Here is a 20,193-nt window from a genome sequence, read left to right on the forward strand (position 1 = left end):
TTTTAAAAACCCTTTTTTGAGAAAAGTTTTTAATTATTTGATTTTCTTTACTTTTAAAATATGGCGAAAAAAAGGGGTTTGGTTTTTAGTTTTTTGACTTTGTCATAACATAGCACAACCTAAACCTAAAAACCAAAGACTAATTTGCTTCGCTTTTTTACATTCGTTTTTTAATAAAAGCCATTAAAAATGGCGTTAAGCGTTTTCAGATTCAAATTTTATCTATCTATAAATAGATAAATAACCTATATCGATTAACTTCTTTATTATCTTTCTTAAAAGATATTGGATGATGGCCATCAGCAACTTTCAAGCAACAATAAAATGAAGAAGCGCGGCCGGCTCAATTTGTTGGGATACATGAAAATCAGAGACATAATTAGAGTTGGATTTATCACCTTAATAAAGCAAATAAAAGCTCGCAGATAGAAAATTAACAACAAATCAGCTATGATATAGCACCTATAACAGTTAGCGATAAAATGACTAATAAGAAAGTAAAAATCAGTTACTCTCTAATTAGGCAACACCTATTTTTTATTTAGGAATTTTGAAAAATATGACTTCCAATAACACCCAATCAAGCACGAGTACTCAACAACGCGATCAACTACAACGCCAAATCTGGAAAATTGCCGACGAGGTACGGGGTGCTGTTGACGGTTGGGATTTTAAACAATATGTTTTAGGCTCGCTATTTTATCGCTTTATTAGTGAAAATTTTGCCAATTATATTCAAGGCGATGATGGCAGTATTGATTACAGCACGTTATCTACCGATATTATTACCGATGAAGTCAAGCAAGATGCCATAAAAACCAAAGGCTATTTTATCTATCCCGACCAACTATTTTGTAATGTTGTTGCTAATGCAAATACCAATCCAAGCTTAAATACTGACCTAGCCGATATTTTTAATGCAATTGAAAGTTCTGCTATTGGTTACCCGTCAGAAAGTGATATTAAAGGATTATTTGCCGATTTTGATACCACCAGCAATCGCTTAGGTAATACCGTTGCCGATAAAAACAAGCGATTAGCCGCCGTGCTTAACGGCATCGCCGAACTGGATTTTGGGCAATTTGAAGATAGCCATATTGATGTGTTTGGTGATGCTTATGAATATTTAATCTCGAATTATGCTTCGAATGCCGGTAAATCGGGGGGCGAGTTTTTCACCCCGCCAAGTGTATCCAAATTAATCTCACAATTAGCCTTACACAAACAAAAAAAGGTCAACAAAATCTATGATCCAGCCGTGGGATCAGGATCATTACTTTTGCAAGCCAAAAAACAGTTTGACGATCATATTATTGAAGACGGTTTTTACGGACAAGAAATTAACCACACCACCTATAACCTTGCCCGTATGAATATGTTTTTACACAATATTAATTATAATAAATTCGAAATCGCCTTAGGCGACACGTTACTTAATCCCCAATTTGGTGATGAAAAACCGTTTGATGCGATAGTCTCTAATCCCCCTTATTCAATTAAATGGATTGGCAGTGATGATCCAACCTTAATTAATGATGATAGATACGCCCCTGCTGGCGTGCTTGCCCCAAAATCAAAAGCCGATTTTGCTTTTATTATGCATGCACTCAGTTACCTATCAGATCAAGGTCGAGCGGCAATTGTCACCTTCCCTGGCATATTTTATCGTGGCGGAGCGGAACAAAAAATCCGTCAATATTTAGTGAACAATCATTTTGTAGAAACCGTAATATCATTGGCTCCAAATTTATTTTATGGCACATCCATTGCGGTGAACATTCTGGTTCTCGCCAAAAATAAAACCGTTAAAACCACTCAATTTATTGATGCCAGCAAACTATTTAAAAAAGAAACCAATAATAATGCCTTAACCGATGAGCATATCAAAACCATTATAGAAGTATTTGATAGCAAGCAAGACGTCGAATATTTTGCGAAATCGGTCGATAACCAAACCATTGCCGATAATGATTATAATTTATCGGTCAGTACCTACGTTGAAGCCGAAGATACCCGTGAAGTAATTGATATTAATCAGCTTAATACAGAATTAAAAGCAACTGTGGCGAAAATTGATAGTTTACGCAGCCAAATTGATGCTATTGTGGCGGAGATTGAGGCATGAGTCATGACCACATTCTAATTTATCATGATAATAACCAAAAAATTCATGTTGAAGCACGCTTTGAAGACGAAAACATTTGGTTAACACAACGCCAAATTGTTGAGCTTTTTCAAACTGCAAAATCAACAGTGAGTGAGCATATTAAAAATATTTATGCAGATGGAGAGTTAATACCAGAGGCAACTGTTCGGAAAATCCGAACAGTTCAACAAGAGGGTTCTCGAAATGTTACCAGAGAGCTAGATCACTACAACCTTGATATGATTATTTCACTTGGTTATAGAATTAATTCGAAGATTGCCACACAATTTCGCGTTTGGGCAACCAACATCCTTAAGGAGTATCTAAAAAAAGGTTTTGTTTTGAATGATGATCGCTTAAAAAACTTAGGGAGCAGTGATTACTGGAAAGAACTTCTCGACCGGATTCGCGATATTCGCTCTAGCGAAAAAGTAATGTATCGCCAAGTTCTAGATTTATATGCTACTGCAGTTGATTATGACCCAAATACCAAAACCAGTATAGAATTTTTTAAAATCGTGCAAAACAAACTGCATTACGCCGCGCATGGCAATACTGCAAGTGAAGTTATTTATTTGCGCGTTGACAGCGATAAGCCTTTTGTTGGATTAACACACTTTAAAGGCAGCAGCCCTACCCAAGCCGAAGCAATGGTAGCCAAAAATTATTTACAAGAACAAGAATTACGCGTACTAAATAATCTAGTATCTGCCTATTTTGATTTAGCCGAATTGAATGCTATTGAAAAACGTGAAATGAGAATGGCAGACTATGTGCGAGAATTGGATAATATTCTTTCATCAACAGGGCGTAAATTACTTGATAACGCCGGCTCAGTTTCTCATCACCAAGCCGAAAACAAGGCCAAATTAGAATATAAAAAATATAAAGCCAAAACATTAGATGCGGTAGAAGAATCTTATCTTAAAACCATCAATGCATTAGAGAAAAAGGTAAAACAGGAAAGCCGCAAAAAATGAATGATCGATTAAAAATGCAAAATAATTTTGTTAAATTACTTAATAATACAGTGGTTGAGTGGAAAGCTTTGGGGGAAATATCAAAAATATCTTCAGGAGGAACACCAAAAACGAATATTTCAGAATATTATGGAGGTGATATCCCTTGGTTGCGAACGCAAGAAATAAATTTTGGAAATATTTGGGACACAGGTGTAAAAATTACAGAAAAAGGAGTGAAGAATTCAAGCGCAAAATGGATACCCCAAAATTGTGTAATTATTGCCATGTATGGCGCTACAGTCGGAAAAGTAGGTATTAATAAGATCCCCATGACTACTAATCAAGCATGCGCTAATATAAATCTTGATAAAAATATAGCAGATTATAGCTATATTTTTCATTTTTTATCTAATAAATATACTTATATTAAATCGCTTGGTGCTGGCTCACAAACAAATATTAATGCTCAGATTATAAAAAAAATTGAAATTCCCATCCCCCCTCTACACATTCAAACCGAAATTGCCCGTATTTTAGACACATTTGCAGAGCTCACAGCAGAGCTCACAGCAGAGCTCACAGCAGAGCTTACTATACGAAAAAAACAATACAACTATTATCGAGATAAATTATTAAGCTTTAAAGATGATGAAGTTGAGTGGAAGGCTTTAGGTGAAGTAGGTGAATTAATTCGCGGCAATGGATTACAAAAGAAAGACTTTACCGAAACAGGTATTCCTGCTATTCACTATGGGCAAATTTACACTTATTATGGCACTTTTGCTACTGAAACTAAGTCATTTGTTTCGGCTGAGTTAGCAAAAAAATTAAAGAAAGTTGGTTTTGGAGATGTAGTCATAACTAATACAAGCGAAAATATTGAGGATGTAGGAAAAGCAGTAGTATATTTAGGGAAAAGGCAAGCCGTAACTGGAGGACACGCCACTATTTTCAAACCAAATAAAAATATTTTAGGAAAATATTTTGCATATTTTACTCAAACATCAATGTTTGCAAATGAAAAAAGAAAATATGCAAAAGGGACAAAAGTCATAGATGTTTCAGCAACAGATATGTCAAAAATTATAATTCCCATTCCCCCACTCAAGGAACAAGCCCGTATTGTCGAAATCCTAGATAAATTCGACACATTAACCAATTCAATCACCGAGGGTTTACCGCGTGAGATTGAATTGCGTCAAAAACAATACGAATATTACCGGAATTTATTATTGGATTTTCCTAAGGATTAAAAAAATAAGATAAGGCAATCAAACGATGAATACGACACTAAGGAATATTGCTGAAAGGTTAGATAAAACCAATACAAAAAAACAATTGATTTATGCGTTTAACGGCACCGGTAAAACACGTTTATCGCAAGCATTTAAGCATTTTATTGTGTCACAAGGGAAAAGTGACAAAGAAAATAACGCCGCTTTAACGCGGCATAAAATTCTTTACTATAATGCATTCACTGAAGATCTATTTGCTTGGAATAATGATAAACACCAAGAGGGTGAACATCAGTTAATTATTCAACCTAACTCATTTACGGACTGGATTTTGAAAGACCAAGGTCAGGATCAAAACATCGCTCACTACTTTCAATCCTACACCCAGCAAAAATTAACGCCACATTTCAATGAGGATTTTTCCGCTGTGACTTTTTCGCTCGCAGGGGGTAATGATCAACGTATTGATAATATTAAAATCTCCAAAGGGGAAGAAAATAATTTAATTTGGAGTATTTTTTTCACCTTGATTAGTTTGGTGATCGCAGAGCGCAATATTGTTGAGCCTAAAGAACGCTCTACCAATGAATTTGATCAGTTACGCTATATTTTTATTGATGATCCAGTCAGCTCATTGGACGAAAATCACCTAATCCAATTAGCGGTCGATATTGCTAAATTAATCAATAGCAGCAAATCGGATATTAAATTTATTATCACTACTCATAACCCATTATTTTACAATGTGTTGTATAATGAACTGGGTTTAAAAACAGGCTGTATTTTAAAACGATTTGAAAATGGCGATTTTGCCCTAGAAGAAAAAAAAGGAGATTCAAATCAAAGCTTTTCGTATCATCTTTATTTAAAAGATATTTTGCAACAAGCCATTAGCGAAAAGAAAATTGAAAAATATCACTTTACTTTATTACGTAACTTGTATGAAAAGACGGCCTGTTTTTTAGGATATCCAAAATGGTCAGAACTCCTGCCTGATGATAAACAAGTTTACTTAACACGGATTATCAACTTTACCAGTCATTCAACATTATCGAATGAAATGATCCCAGAGCCATCCGAGCCAGAAAAACAGATCGTTTCATTTTTACTTAATCATTTACTCGAAAATTACAATTTTAAATAGCTGGAATGGACTATGACAATTTACACAACACCTCTTGCTGAAACCAACCATTATATTATTTTAGATAACTACAACAGGCTTGAAGAGCCGGCAGCGACTTATCAAACTGAAAAACAGTTAGAAAAAGAACTGATTGACGATTTAGCCCGTCAAGGTTATGAATATCTTCCCGAGCTGAATAATCACGAAAAATTGCTGGCTAATATTCGTGATCAATTACAAACCTTAAACAAAATGCAATTTACCGATAAGGAATGGCAGCGCTTTGTATTAGAGTATTTAGATAAACCCAATGAGTCGATGATCGACAAAAGTCGCAAAATCCACCACGATCATATCTATGATTTTGTTTTTGATGATGGACATATTCAAAATATTAAACTTTTAGATAAAAAAGAGATCGCCAATAATAAATTACAAGTTATCCATCAAGTTCAACAAAATGGAAGCTGTGCTAACCGTTATGATGTCACTATTTTAGTGAATGGTTTACCCCTTGTTCAAGTTGAACTAAAAAAGCGTGGTGTTGCCATTCGTGAAGCATTTAATCAAGTGCATCGCTACAGTAAAGAGAGCTTTAATAAAGACAACTCACTATTTAGGTATTTACAACTGTTTGTCATTTCCAACGGTACAGATACTCGCTATTTTGCCAACACCACCAAGCGAGATAAAAATAGCTTTGACTTTACTATGAACTGGGCAAATGTGAAAAATGATCCGATTAAAGATCTAAAAGATTTTACAGCCACTTTTTTTGCTAGCCGAACACTTTTAAATGTGCTCATTACTTATTCGGTGCTCGATGTCAATGATACCTTGCTTATCATGCGCCCTTATCAAATTGCAGCAACTGAACGCATACTATGGCAAATTATCAGCGCTTACCATGCCAAAAAATGGAGTAGCTTACAAAGTGGAGGCTTTATTTGGCACACAACCGGATCTGGTAAAACTTTAACGAGTTTTAAAGCGGCACGATTAGCAACAGAATTAGCATTTATAGATAAAGTCTTTTTTGTGGTAGATCGTAAAGATCTCGATTTCCAAACCATGAAAGAGTATCAAAAATTTTCCAAAGATAGTGTGAATGGTTCAAATAGTACCGCAGGGCTTAAGCGTAATATTGAAAAAACCGATAATAAAATTATTGTTACCACCATTCAAAAACTTAACAATTTAATAAAAAGCGAAGATGATTTAGCCATCTATGATAAACATGTGGTATTTATTTTTGACGAAGCGCACCGATCCCAGTTTGGTGAAGCGCAAAAAAACTTAAAGCGCAAGTTTAAAAAATATTATCAGTTTGGCTTTACGGGCACACCGATCATGCCAGCTAATGCGTTAGGTGCACAAACTACTGCGGATGTGTTTGGTCGTGAATTACATGCTTATGTGTTAACCGATGCCATTCGTGACGAAAAAGTCTTAAAATTTAAAGTGGACTATAATGATGTGCGCCCTAATTTTAAATCGATTGAACAAGAACAAAATCTAGAAAAACTCAGCGCTGCTGAAAATAAACAAGCACTACTTCACCCAAAACGCATTGAGCAAATTACCCAATATATTTTGAATAATTTTAAGCAAAAAACCCACCGTTTAATGGGCAATGGTAAAGGATTTAATGCCATGTTTGCCGTAAGCAGTGTCGATGCGGCAAAACTCTATTATGAATCGTTCAAAAAATTACAAAAAGATGCCAGCAAGCCGTTAAAAATAGCAACAATATTTTCTTATGCAGCTAATGAAGAACAAGACGCACAAGGTAATTTTGCTGATGAAAGCTTTGAAACTGACGCTTTAAATCAAAGCGCTAAAGAATTTTTAGCAATGGCAATCGACGATTATAATAAGGAATTTAAATCAAACTATGATGTCAGTAGTGAACAATTTCAAAACTATTATCGCGATCTGTCATTAAAGGTAAAAAATCGGGAAATCGATTTACTAATTGTGGTTGGCATGTTTTTAACGGGTTTTGATGCGCCAACACTCAATACATTATTTGTTGATAAAAACCTGCGGTATCATGGCTTAATTCAAGCTTTTTCACGCACCAATCGTATTTACAATGCAACCAAAACCTTTGGTAATATTGTAGCGTTTCGTGATTTGGAACAAGCTACCATTGATGCAATAAAAACATTTGGTAAAAGCAGCACCCGAGAAGTGGTGTTAGAAAAAAGTTATGATGAATATATGCAGGGTTTTACTGATAAAGTATCAGGCGATATTCACAATGGGTATTTAACAATCATTGCCGATTTACAAGAAAAATTCCCCCGTGCTGATGAAATCATCACCGAAAAAGATAAAATAGCGTTTGTTAAATTATTTGGCGAGTACTTGCGTGCTGACAATGTTTTGCAAAATTATGATGAATTTGTGGCATTAAAAGCATTCCAACAACTTGATACGACTGATGAACAAGCCATGCTAGCCTTTAAAGCTCGACATAATGTAACCGATGATGATCTGCAAAAAATGCAAACAATAAAATTGCCAACCGACCGTGCAATTCAAAATTATCGTTCAACTTATAATGACATCCGCGATTGGCTACGTAGAGAAAAGGAATCTAATCAACAAGCTCAATCAACCATTGATTGGGATGGTGTGGTTTTCGAAATTGATCTATTAAAATCACAAGAGATCAATTTGGATTATATTCTTGAGCTAATTTATGAACAAAATAAACAAGAAAAAACCAAACAAGATATTGTTGAAGACACTCAACGATTGATTCGTTCAAGTTTAGAAAACCGAGCTAAAGAAGGGTTAATTGTTGAGTTTATTAATCAAACGGATTTAAATAACATTCCCGATAAAGCCAGTACGGTTGATGCTTTTTATCAATATGCACAACGTCAGCAACAAGCTGAAATTAACGCCTTAATCGAAGAAGAGAATTTAAATGAAGCAGCAGCCAAACGCTATATTGCTTCTTCATTAAAACGCAAATATGCAACCGAAAATGGCACTGAATTAAACGAAATGTTACCGAAGATGAGCCCACTTAATCCACAATATTTAATCAAAAAACGTCGGGTTTTTGAAAAAATAGCAACAATGGTTGAAAAATTTAAAGGGGTTGGTGGCAGTGATAATATCTAATTATTAACGATAAAGGGCATGGAATTGCGCACTGACTTTTCCCTGCCCGATAAATAATCAAGCAATATGGTTTGCTATAATCTGCTATGTCTTAATTTATATGTGTTTTAATTTAATATATTTTTTAATAGATGAAGTTCTTATCCGTTCTATTTTTTGTAAAAAAGTGATCGATATCACATTAACCCACATTCAAATTTACTATAAAAATAAAAGCGCAATATAATAAGGCACATTAGTGGTTTCTGTTTTAAATAGAGGAAAGTGATCATGCAATACACTAAACTGGGTAATAGTGATTTAACTGTCTCGCAGATTTGTTTAGGTTGTATGGGATTTGGCGATCCTACAACAGGCATTCACAACTGGACACTAAATGAATCAGAAAGCAGCAAAATTATTGGATATGCTCTTGAGCAAGGTATCAATTTTTTCGATACCGCAATCGCTTATCAAAATGGCTCAAGCGAAAGATATGTTGGCAAAGCATTACGCGATATGAGCCTGCGTGATGAAGTGGTCATAGCAACAAAATTTTTACCACGTACAGCTGAGCAAATTGCTAATGGCATAACTGGGCAACAAGCTATCAACCAATCACTCAACCAAAGCCTAAAAAATTTGGGGGTGGATTACGTCGATCTTTATATTTATCACTATTGGGATTACAACACACCTATAGTAGAAGTTCTTGAAACCCTTCATCAAAATATTTTGGCAGGCAAAATCCGTGCAATTGGCATTTCGAACTGTTATGCATGGCAACTGGTAAAAGCAAACACCATAGCAAAATATGAAGGCTTAACACCGTTTGTTTCAATGCAAAGCCACTATAACTTAATTATGCGTGAAGATGAGCGAGAATTATTTGGATTATGCCAAGAAGATAATATTGCTATGACGCCTTATAGCGCACTTGCCAGCGGTCGCCTTGCTCGTCCATATAACACCCAAACTGTACGCGCCAATGCGGATAACTATGCGAAGAAGAAATACGACAAAACCGCCGAGCAAGACCACGTGATCATCGATCGAGTTGCAGAAATTGCTGAACGCCACCAAGTATCCATGACGGAAGTTTCATTGGCATGGCTATTAACTAAAGTTACTGCTCCTGTTGTGGGTGCAACAAAAACCGAACAAATTCAAGATGCCGTTAAAGCAACCCAATTACAATTAAGCAATGACGAGCTAAACTACTTAGAAGAATGCTATAAACCTCACGCATTAGTTGGTATCATGGCAGATAACAAACCACAAATAAAACAAGCTAATTAACTTAGATATAAAATTGTTATCGAAAATAATAAGAATTAGTGCCTATTTACCGATAATTTAACAACGTAGCGCTAGGTTTTGGCTATGTTAAGCGGCTTATTTTGAATGATTTTGTATGCAAAATCTTGCATTTTCATAATGGTAAATAATTTTCGAGAAATCAAACGGCTCACCAGATGAGGTATAAAATATTTCTTCAACGCAAAGAGCGGGATCGCCCGCTTGTAACCCAAGATATTTTGCTATATTTGCATCAAGTTTGATCACTTGAAAATATTTATCAGAAAAACCAATATTGATATTGTAATTTTCTTGAATGTAGCTAAAAATTGAACGTTCAACAATGTCTGTATTTAAATAACAAATAAGCTTTTTGCGATAATAGGACTGTTCTAAGCAATATAATTTATCATCAACATAACGTAATCTTTTTACAAAATAAACATGTTCACTATCATCACATTGTAAATTTTCTTTCACTCTTGCACTGGGTTTGATAATGTCTACATTAAACACTTTAGATGAACCATACACATCATCTAAATCAACAGTAAAGCCATGACTTTGTAAAAAACTGAGATAACCTCTTTTTTTGCGCTCACGAACAAAAATACCGCTACCTTGCACTTGATAAATAACGCCTTGCCGTTCAAGGCAGTTAAGCGCTTTAATAATTGTGCTACGGCTTACTTGATACTGATTAATAAGTCCGTCTATATTCGCAAGTTGGGTACCTTTAGATAATTGCTGCTGATAAATCATTTGCTTTATTTTTTTTGCAACATTTTGATATTTTACCATTTATATCTCTTTGCTATTCGCCCAATAATTTACATATTATTTTATATTGCTTATGTTAAGTTAAGTTAAGTTAAATAGTATAAAAAGTCGATCTAGATCACAAACAATATAATTGGTCATTAACAATTATAAAATTATCTATAAGATAAGCTTACTGAATTGATTTTAAGGAGCTTAATGGATGTCATCGAAAATAAGAGATTACAACAAGCTAGCAGTTGATATTTTAAATGAGCTAGGCGGAAAAGAGAATATTATCAACGCCTCTCGTTGTGCAACACGCCTACGCCTTGTCACAAAAACAACACCAGAACAAGCAAAAGAAAAAATCGCAAAACTACCTGGTGTGATTACGGTTGTTGAAAAAGGAGGGCAAATCCAAGTTGTTATTGGTACCCATGTTGATAAAGTCTACAATGCATTTATTCAACTGGTTGATATTAATAACCAAGCTGTTAATAACAATGAAACCAATATTTTAAACCGTATCATTGCAACCATGTCGGCGGTATTTGCACCGTTTGTTTATATTTTAGCCGCATCAGGTATTTTACAGGGGATTTTGATCTTACTAAAATTAGCATTTGAGGGAATAGAATCAACTGGAACCTTTAGAGTATTTGATTTTATCTCTTGGGCGCCTTTTACCTTTTTACCTATTTTTATTGCTATCACCGCTTCACAACATTTTCGTTGTAATCTTTATATCGCGGTTGCTTGTTGTGCTGCGCTGTTGTCCCCGACTTGGGCTGAATTTGCCAAATTAATCAGCGATGGTCAAGAAATCGATCTATTTGGAATTGCGCTATCTAAAACAACTTACGCTTCAACTGTGTTACCACCACTATTTTTAGTCTGGTTACTTTCTTATTTAGAGCGCTTCTTAGAACCTCGCCTGCACAGTATTATAAAACCGGTGCTATTACCATTATTTAGTCTTGTCATTATGGTGCCTTTAACATTACTTATTGTTGGTCCATTAACCGCAAATGGTGCACAATACATTGCCAATGGCTATAATTGGTTCGTCAATCTAGCACCTCCAATAGCTGGTGGAATTATCGGAGCCGTTTGGCAAGTGTTTGTTATTTTTGGCGTGCATTGGGGGATCACTCCTGTTATCGTTGAAAACTTTAAACAGTATGGACAAGACTCTTTCCAAGCATTTCAAACCATTGCCGTTATTGGTCAAGTCGGGGCAGCATTTGGTTTTTATTTAAAAACCAAAACACAAGAGATGAAAGGCATTTCATTATCCGCTTTTATCACTGGCTTATTTGGGATAACCGAACCGGCTATTTATGGCGTTAACTTACGTTTTAAAAAGCCATTTATTTATGGCTGTATTTCGGCTGCTTGTGGTGGTATTGTGGCTGGATTTTATTCACCTCACTATGTTGCTTACGCTGGTTTGCCTGGCCCTTTAACTATCGTCAATGCAATTAGCCCTAATAATTCAGATTCATTTACTGCTGTCTTGATTGGTGCGCTTATTGCTATGTTTGGACCTGTAGTTTTGATCCAAATTTTTGGCACTGGTGAAACCATACAAGATACAGTTAATAATCAAGAAAATATCAATATCGAAGATGATAACCCTAAAATTTTTCTTGATGAGGTTAGCATTACAAGCCCAATGACAGGACATGCTTTACCCCTAAGTGAAGTGCCTGATCCCGCTTTTGCACAAAAACTGATGGGCGAAGGGATTGCCATTGAGCCTACTGATAATCATGTTTATGCACCTTTTGATGCCGAGGTAACTGCGGTATTTGAAAATTCCAAACATGCTATTGGGTTAACATTAGATAACGGCGTTGAATTATTAATTCATGTGGGGATTGATACGGTTAATTTGACTAATAACGAGTTTGCATATCATGTTGAATTACACCAAAAAGTGAAAAAAGGTGATCTACTAATCAGCTTCAATCCTGAGGCAATAAAACAAGCAGGCTACCCACTAATCACCCCAATTATTATTGTTAATACCGATCAATACCAATTCATTTCATTAACGGATAAAACAGAAGTGACAATTGATGATATCATATTTAAAATTAAGCAATAACAAGGAATCAAAAATGACTAAAAAACCATTTTTATGGGGCGGTGCTTTAGCCGCTCATCAATTTGAAGGTGGCTGGAACGAAGGCGGCAAAGGACCAAGCGTAGTTGATGTCATGACAGCAGGTGCGCATGGCGTAGCAAGACAAATCACTCAAGATATTGAACCCGATAAGTTTTATCCAAACCATACGGCCATTGATTTTTATCATCATTATAAAGATGATATCAAACTCTTTGCTGAATTAGGTCTTAAATGTTTACGCACATCAATTGCTTGGACACGTATTTTTCCAAAAGGTGATGAGCTTGAGCCAAACGAAGAAGGCCTGCGCTTTTATGATGATGTTTTTGATGAGCTCATTGCCCATGGCATAGAGCCTGTTATCACGCTATCACATTTTGAAATGCCATTACATATAGCTCGCCATTATGGTGGTTTTAGAAACCGTAAAACAGTGGAATTTTTTGAACGTTTTGCGACAGCATGTTTTGAGCGTTATAAAAATAAAGTTAAATACTGGATGACATTTAACGAAATCAATAACCAAATGGATACTAGCAATCCTATTTTCTTTTGGACTAATTCTGGTGTACAAGTTAAATCAGGCGAAAATCCGCAAGAAGTTCTGTACCAAGTCGCTCATTATGAACTTTTAGCAAGTGCCAAAGCAGTCATTGCTGGTAAAAAAATCAATCCTGATTTTCAAATTGGTTGTATGATCTCGCACGTGCCAATTTACCCATACTCTTGTAATCCTGAAGATATGATGGCTTCTGAAATTGCTATGCATCAACGCTTCTTCTTCCCTGATGTTCACGTTCGTGGCTATTACCCTGCATATGCATTAAAAGAGTTCGAACGTGAAAGCTATAAACTTGATATTACCCAAGAAGATCTTGCTTATTTAAAACAAGGTACAGTTGATTACATTGGTTTTAGTTACTACATGTCAACTGTCGTTAAGGCTGATGCGAAAAATGACAATCGTGACAACATTGTTAATGGGGCACTACCTAATGCGGTTGAAAATCCTTATATTAAAAGCAGTGACTGGGGTTGGCCTATTGATCCTGAGGGATTACGTTATACCTTAAACCGTTTATATGATCGTTATCAGTTACCGTTATTTATTGTCGAAAATGGATTTGGTGCCATTGATGAGCTCGAAAATGGTAACCAAGTGCATGACAAACCACGCATTGAATACCTAGGTGCTCATATTAAAGCGATGCAAACTGCCATGGATTATGATGGTGTTGATGTGATGGGCTATACCGCTTGGGGGATTATTGATGTGGTGTCATTTACCACTGGTGAAATGAAAAAACGCTATGGTGTAATTTATGTTGACCGTGATAATGAAGGCAACGGTAGCATGAAGCGTTATAAAAAAGATTCTTTTGAATGGTATAAAAAAGTCATTAGCACCAATGGTGCAAGTTTAAAGTGATAATTATCCATTAATTGATAAATGACTATGAGGATGAATACAGGCTTTGCCTGCATCCTCTTTTTTATAAGAAAAAAGCTTAAAATGGAAAAATGAGCTGTTTTTCAACTTGTGGATCGATTAACGTGACATGAAAACCAATTAACCGAACGCCACGCCCGTTACGACGTTCTAGCCAAACTTTATGGGCTTGTTTAATTAAATCGGCTTTATCTAATTTTGACCAGACATGCTCTTGAGTGGTAAGTTGAAAATCATCGAACTTAAATTTGACTCCCTGCCGAGCGATCGATAAATCAGAACGCACTTTACTTAATCGTTTTTCAAGCTCTTCAAATAATGGATCAAACTGTAATAAACACGCTTCCCAATGATGAATATCATCAACTAAAGTGCGCTCGACACCAACCGATTTGCGTTGCCTGTCATTACACACTTCTCTTTCATCAATACCTTGGCATCGTTCATACAAGACTCGCCCAAATTTGCCAAAATGGTTAAATAATTTAGTCACATCATAATTGACTATATCTTGACAGGTAAATAATCCCAAATCAGCTAACTTTTTTTCAGTCACTTTGCCCACACCAGGAATTTTTTTTAAAGGAAGCTGTTCAATAAAGCTGTCAACTTCATCAGGTGTTATCACATATTGACCATTAGGTTTGTTCATGTCAGATGCGATTTTGGCAAGAAACTTCAATGGGGCAACGCCTGCCGATGCGGTTAACTCAAGTTCCTTAAAAATAGCTTGGCGGATATCTTGCGCAATCAAGGTTGCCGACCCGTGACACAGCTTACAATCGGTCACATCAAGATAAGCTTCGTCAAGTGATAGCGCCTCGATCGCTTGGGTATACCGCTTAAATATTTGGTGGATCTGGTTTGATACTTCTTTATAGACTGCATGTCTGCCTGGTATAATTTTAAGATTGGGGCACAGTTTTATAGCTTGTGCCATTGACATTGCACTGTGCACACCATATTGGCGAGCTAAATAATTGGCAGTAGCCACCACACCGCGTTTACGAGGATCGCCCCCCACCGCAATAGGCATATTACGATAACGGGGATTATCTCTCATTTCAACAGCGGCATAAAAACAATCCATATCAACATGAATAATTTTTCGCATAAATGGTATCACGGCACATAAAATATAACTGTATAAATATACAATATCACACCTTAAGTGGCAGTGTAAACACCGACGATAGCTACTTTTCTAATTTATCAAAATCAATTAACCCTTTTTTATCATAAGGATCACCAATCCAACAGATCGATTCATGGAAAATTTCCGATTAACTAAAATTTTTTCAATAATATATAAGCTATCACTTAATCCAGCAAAAACTAATCATGTGTTAATTACCTTTTGTGCGCTAAATTTTCGATTGACACAGTTTGGACATACCAGTTTGATAATGGTTTGTATACGTTGATATTCACGCTAACGATAACCAAAGCAGAAAACACTGTTCAAGTCAGTGTTTTCTCGTTTCTTACTAATATATTCTGGGATGGTATTTGATAAACATCTTCGTCGTGATCATAAATAAAAATATATAGCGGTAAAGCACAAACAAATAAGTGAAAAATAAGCTATCAGAGCTAAGTGCCGAACAACTAAACTTATGGCATATATGGCCATTTTGCATAAATAATTAATTAAAGTTGTTAATAATTAAGGTAATTTAAGCTAAATAGATTAATTAAATCTTAAGCGTTGACCAACAAAATAGAGATAGTGCAATTTATAAACATCTAATTAATAAATTAGTAATTAATCGCAATTTTTTAACTCAATAAAATTACAATTTGCTTAATATTGAATAATAAAATAGGCAGGTAAAAGTGTTATTTCCAAGCTTCAACCCTTTTTAAGAATAATTAAAACCCAACATTTTTGCAATTTCGTTATGTTTAGATTGTGCAAGCTGTGTTGGTAAATCGTTAAAAACAATGTTGCCATTATCAACCACCAAACAACGTGAAAAATAATTAAGTGAATCATCAAGATAGTGTGATACCATCATTAAAGTTAAATTGAAATCATCACAAATTTGATCCACTAACGCCAACATTTCAAAACGCAGAGCTTGATCGAGCGCTGAAAATGGTTCGTCTAACAATAAAACAGGGCGATGCTGAATTAAACAACGCGCTAATGCCACACGTTGCCGTTGCCCGCCTGAAAGCTGATTAGGATAACGATTGTTAAAGCCTGCTAAACTAACCTTAACTAGCATATCTTCTATTGTTTGCCGTTCAGATGCATTCAGTTTTAAACAAGGTTTTATACCTAAACCAATATTTTGCTCAACGGTTAAATGGTTAAATAAATTATTACGTTGAAATAAAATCGAAACGGGACGTTTGCCTGGCAAGGTGCGAGTCATATTTTGATGGTTAAGTAAAATTTGCCCCGAGTTTGGTGAAACAAATCCAGCAATCAAATTTAACAAGGTACTTTTACCAGCACCACTGCGTCCAATAATGACGACTTTTTCTTTTGCTGCAATTTTGAGATTAAAATGCATTTTAAAATTATCGTAATGATAATTAATTTGATTTAGTTCGATCATAATCCATCACAACCAATAAACTAAAAGATAAGATTAACAATAATGCGGCCGTTACGGCGCTTTCTTTATAATGATAACTTGATATTTGTTCATACAAATAATACGGTAATGTGGTCACTGATTTTCCACCAAATAAAGCAATAATACCAAAATCACCCAATGATAATATTGCAGATAAAGCAAAACTCTGGATAATTAATCTTTTTAGTGCTTTATATTCAATCAAATAAAAGTGAAAAAAGCCATTAATATTAAGCGATTGACTTAATTGCCAATAGCACGATACAACATCAAACATAGGTACAGCAAGATTTTTCAATATAAAAGGCAATGCCATCAAACCATTACATAGCATAATTAAAAAGCAAACAACGATAAAACTATGCGCAAAGGGAAATAATAATAAAAATAGACCTGATGAAAATACCATACTTGGAATAATTAAAATCAGCGATCCAACTAACATTAATTGATTACTCCACTGTATTTTGTGATTAATTAACAAACGGCTATTAGTATAAAGTAATAACAATGCCAGCAACATGGCAATAGTAGCAGAGCCAAAAGCAATTAATAATGAAAACACAACTGCCTGTTGAAAAGACTCAGTTAAAAATGACCATTGAAAAAAATATCCCCCTTCAATGAGTAGGGTCATAATCGGTAGCAAAACAAATAACCCACCAATAACAATAATAATCATACATAAAAAGGCTAAATGATTTGAAACAGGCAAACGGTAACTTTGCCTAACATAGCATGTATTAGGTTTTTGATGGTGGTTATTGTTATGAGTAAATTTTTGCATCAAACAAATAAAACAAACACAACAAATAAACTGTAAACAAGCTAAAAGCACAGCTTGAGCTAAATCTAAATCACGAATAGATTGATAAATGGCGACTTCAAATGTTGTATATTTTGGTCCGCCTCCTAGCGCTAATACGATCGCAAAGCTAGAAAAACACAGCATAAAAATAAGCGCAGCCATCGGGAACAGTTGCCGACGCAGTAATGGCCACTCAATCAATTTAAAGTAAGTAAAACTTGAAAAGTTTAATTGTGCAGCTAGCTGTTTGTGTTCAACTGGTGCACTATTTAACGTTCGATAGAATAGACAGCAAGCATACGGAAAATTTAAAAATACATGTGCAAGTAAAATGCCTGTTAACCCATAAATCGATGTCATAAATGGCACACCAAAATAACCGAAAACAGCCGCTAATAAGCCCTGTTTACCATAAACCGACAACAGCCCAGTGACGACAACAAGTGTCGGTAAAATAAAGGTAATTGGCATAATGCGCAATAATAATCTTTTACCTAAAAAATCAACCATCGACAAAGCTTTAGCCATGATAATTGCCAATAATACAGATAATAAAGTCGATAATGTTGCTTGAAATAAAGTTATCCAAATAACATGTAATAAATACTCATCAAAATAGACGACTAAATTATTAAATTTAATCGCAGTCAAACAAAGCGCAAAGAGTGCTGCGCCTAATATCATTAAGATCAGGCTAGCAGCGCTAATTCCTGGGAGTAATATTCTTAACTTCAACATTAGGTAAAATAAAACTACTTGCTAATGGCAGATTGCCATTCTCGTACCCACGTTTTTTGATTATGTTCAACTTGCTTTGCATCAAACTCAAGCGCTTTATTTATAGGCTTAACTTGCTTAAAAGCTTCGGGTAACGATGTATTAATAATAGGGTACATGGTATTTTTCTCAGCAAATTGACGTTGCACATCGGGGGTCAATAAATATTGCAAAAAAGCCCGTGCTAATTCGGGTTGCTGACTATATTTAGTAATACCAGCAACTTCAACTTGACGATAATGCCCTTCATCAAAAATAGCCGCAGCATAACGATGATCATTATCATTCATAATATGAGCAACAGGTGAAGTGCTATAGCTAAGCACAAAATCAGCTTCACCCTTTAAAAATAGCCCATAAGCTTCACTCCAGCCCTTAGTTACTGTCACGGTGTTTTTAGCTATTTTTTGCCATGCTGATGAGGCATCATCACCATAAATATTCTTTATCCAAAATAATAAACCTAACCCCGGAGTGCTAGTTCTAGGATCTTGATAGATAATCTTCCAGTTGGCTTTATTATCAACTAATTCATGCATAGAGCGTGGTGGATTGCTGATTTTTTGTTGATTATAAATAAAAGCAAAATAGCCAAAATCATAAGGCACAAAATCATCATCCCACCAGTTGGTATTTAAATTATCGGGTTTATTGATTTGGTGAGGAATAACAATATTGGCTTGTTTAGCCTGTTCTAAAAGATTATTGTCTAATCCCAAAACAACATCGGCATTGGTCTTATCGCCCTCAAGACGCATTCGATTTAAAATCGACACGCCATCGCCTAATGTAACAATCTCAACTTCGCAACCACACTGCGCTTCAAATCCCTTTTCAATTGCCCGCCCTGGTCCCCACTCAGAAATAAAAGAGTTGTAACTATACACAATCAAGGTAGGTTTTATGTTGGTAGCATTTGCAATATTTGCCATAAAAAGTACAGATAATACCAAAGATAATAACAATTTTTTACAAAACATTTTGCCTCCAAAATAGCAAATAAAAGACAAAAGGTTTGAGTAGGTATAATAACTCAAATCCCTCCGCTGGCATGATCCAGTTCAGGTTCGACGGGTTATGCTAATTTAACGATCTAACATTCTCAGCCCTCAGGCACCCCGTTGAGAACATTAATTAGTGTAGTGTTTAGGATTATGTTTGTAAACAACCAAGCAAATAAAGCATTGTGAGCGAAACAACAAGAAATTAAAACAACCATTGATTTTATTGTTTTTTTTATGATTTTGCTTTAAAACAAAAAAGACACTTACTACGCTGAATGCTCGAAAACGAATCGATATCAATTTTTCATCAGCTTATCCATAACAAAATTAAGCGTTTGATGTCTGAAATTTTTATACCGCCGTATTTTTCCCGCCATTTATAAAAAGTTGAATTACCCTTGCCCTATTTACAGCACCGTACTTTAACAGAAATATCAGCCTCAGATTCTTTTAAAATAGATACAATTTTGTAAATATCCCCCTAAAATAGTACAGCAAAAAAGTAGAAAATTCTCTATGATAAAAGTAAAGAGGATTTAATGATGAAAAAAATGACTGAACATCAAATCGTAGCTATTTTAAAAGAAGCTGAAGCGGGTATTCCCGTTAAAGAGCTGTGCCGTAAATATGGCATGGGTAATTCAACTTTTTATAAATGGCGAGAAAAATATGGCGGTATGGAAACTTCAGACATCAAACGTCTAAAAGAACTCGAAGCGGAAAACCGCAAGCTTAAGCAGATGTTTGCCGAACTGAGCTTAAAATCCCAGCTTCAGGAAGAAATCATA

14 protein-coding genes and 1 riboswitch are annotated in these 20,193 nt (G+C 35.3%); of the genes, 9 read left to right on the forward strand and 5 right to left on the reverse strand.

All coding sequences use genetic code 11. The annotated features are described in order from the left end of the window. Positions 1-559 precede the first annotated feature (559 nt). From A9G45_RS00840 to A9G45_RS00865, 6 genes are all read left to right on the forward strand, one after another. Entirely contained in the window at positions 560-2,125 is a 1,566-nt protein-coding gene (locus tag A9G45_RS00840; RefSeq protein WP_065568483.1) for a type I restriction-modification system subunit M, read from the forward strand. Next, positions 2,122-3,126, forward strand: a complete 1,005-nt coding sequence (locus A9G45_RS00845) for a virulence RhuM family protein (RefSeq protein WP_065568482.1) — start codon at positions 2,122-2,124, stop codon at positions 3,124-3,126. The genes A9G45_RS00840 and A9G45_RS00845 overlap by 4 nt, the downstream gene beginning before the upstream one ends. Beyond that, positions 3,123-4,361, forward strand: a complete 1,239-nt coding sequence (locus A9G45_RS00850; protein ID WP_218056981.1) for a restriction endonuclease subunit S — start codon at positions 3,123-3,125, stop codon at positions 4,359-4,361. The genes A9G45_RS00845 and A9G45_RS00850 overlap by 4 nt, the downstream gene beginning before the upstream one ends. A gap of 25 nt (positions 4,362-4,386) precedes the next feature. Continuing rightward, positions 4,387-5,487, forward strand: coding sequence for an anticodon nuclease (locus A9G45_RS00855; RefSeq protein ID WP_065568481.1), 1,101 nt, complete (start codon positions 4,387-4,389; stop codon positions 5,485-5,487). Positions 5,488-5,499: 12 nt separating this feature from the next. After that, on the forward strand, positions 5,500-8,607 hold the full coding sequence (locus A9G45_RS00860; protein WP_065568480.1) for a type I restriction endonuclease subunit R: 3,108 nt from the start codon (positions 5,500-5,502) through the stop codon (positions 8,605-8,607). A gap of 270 nt (positions 8,608-8,877) precedes the next feature. Next, entirely contained in the window at positions 8,878-9,885 is a 1,008-nt protein-coding gene (locus A9G45_RS00865) for an aldo/keto reductase (protein ID WP_065568479.1), read from the forward strand. 96 nt (positions 9,886-9,981) lie between these two features. On the opposite strand, the gene A9G45_RS00870 is transcribed toward A9G45_RS00865, so the two are convergent. After that, on the reverse strand, positions 9,982-10,686 hold the full coding sequence (locus tag A9G45_RS00870; RefSeq protein ID WP_065568478.1) for a GntR family transcriptional regulator: 705 nt from the start codon (positions 10,684-10,686) through the stop codon (positions 9,982-9,984). A 181-nt stretch (positions 10,687-10,867) separates the two neighbouring features. Between A9G45_RS00870 and A9G45_RS00875 the strand changes: the two genes are divergently transcribed. Beyond that, positions 10,868-12,757, forward strand: a complete 1,890-nt coding sequence (locus tag A9G45_RS00875) for a glucose PTS transporter subunit IIA (protein ID WP_065568477.1) — start codon at positions 10,868-10,870, stop codon at positions 12,755-12,757. 13 nt (positions 12,758-12,770) lie between these two features. Then, a complete protein-coding gene (locus A9G45_RS00880; RefSeq protein ID WP_065568503.1) occupies positions 12,771-14,207 on the forward strand; it encodes a 6-phospho-beta-glucosidase in 1,437 nt (478 codons plus the stop codon). A gap of 79 nt (positions 14,208-14,286) precedes the next feature. Here A9G45_RS00880 and dinB read toward each other — a convergent pair whose 3' ends face one another. The 4 genes from dinB to thiB all read right to left on the reverse strand — a co-directional run bounded on the left by dinB (position 14,287) and on the right by thiB (position 19,381). Next, on the reverse strand, positions 14,287-15,342 hold the full coding sequence (gene dinB, locus A9G45_RS00885) for a DNA polymerase IV (RefSeq protein WP_065568476.1): 1,056 nt from the start codon (positions 15,340-15,342) through the stop codon (positions 14,287-14,289). 748 nt (positions 15,343-16,090) lie between these two features. After that, complete coding sequence (gene thiQ, locus A9G45_RS00890; RefSeq protein ID WP_065568475.1) at positions 16,091-16,795, reverse strand: thiamine ABC transporter ATP-binding protein ThiQ; 705 nt, start codon at positions 16,793-16,795, stop codon at positions 16,091-16,093. Then, positions 16,773-18,362 (reverse strand): thiamine/thiamine pyrophosphate ABC transporter permease, encoded by a 1,590-nt coding sequence (thiP, locus tag A9G45_RS00895; protein ID WP_065568474.1) that lies wholly within the window; start codon positions 18,360-18,362, stop codon positions 16,773-16,775. The genes thiQ and thiP overlap by 23 nt, the downstream gene beginning before the upstream one ends. Positions 18,363-18,376: 14 nt before the next feature. Beyond that, complete coding sequence (gene thiB / locus A9G45_RS00900; protein WP_065568473.1) at positions 18,377-19,381, reverse strand: thiamine ABC transporter substrate binding subunit; 1,005 nt, start codon at positions 19,379-19,381, stop codon at positions 18,377-18,379. Between the two features lie 40 nt (positions 19,382-19,421). Then, positions 19,422-19,532, reverse strand: a riboswitch (TPP riboswitch). A gap of 415 nt (positions 19,533-19,947) precedes the next feature. Here thiB and A9G45_RS00905 point away from each other — a divergent pair. Then, positions 19,948-20,193, forward strand: a 246-nt coding sequence (locus A9G45_RS00905) for a transposase (protein ID WP_176701650.1), incomplete at its 3' end; no start/stop codon positions are given.

It is taken from the genome of Gilliamella sp. HK2, from assembly GCF_001690265.1.
Classification (GTDB): domain Bacteria; phylum Pseudomonadota; class Gammaproteobacteria; order Enterobacterales; family Orbaceae; genus Gilliamella; species Gilliamella apicola_C.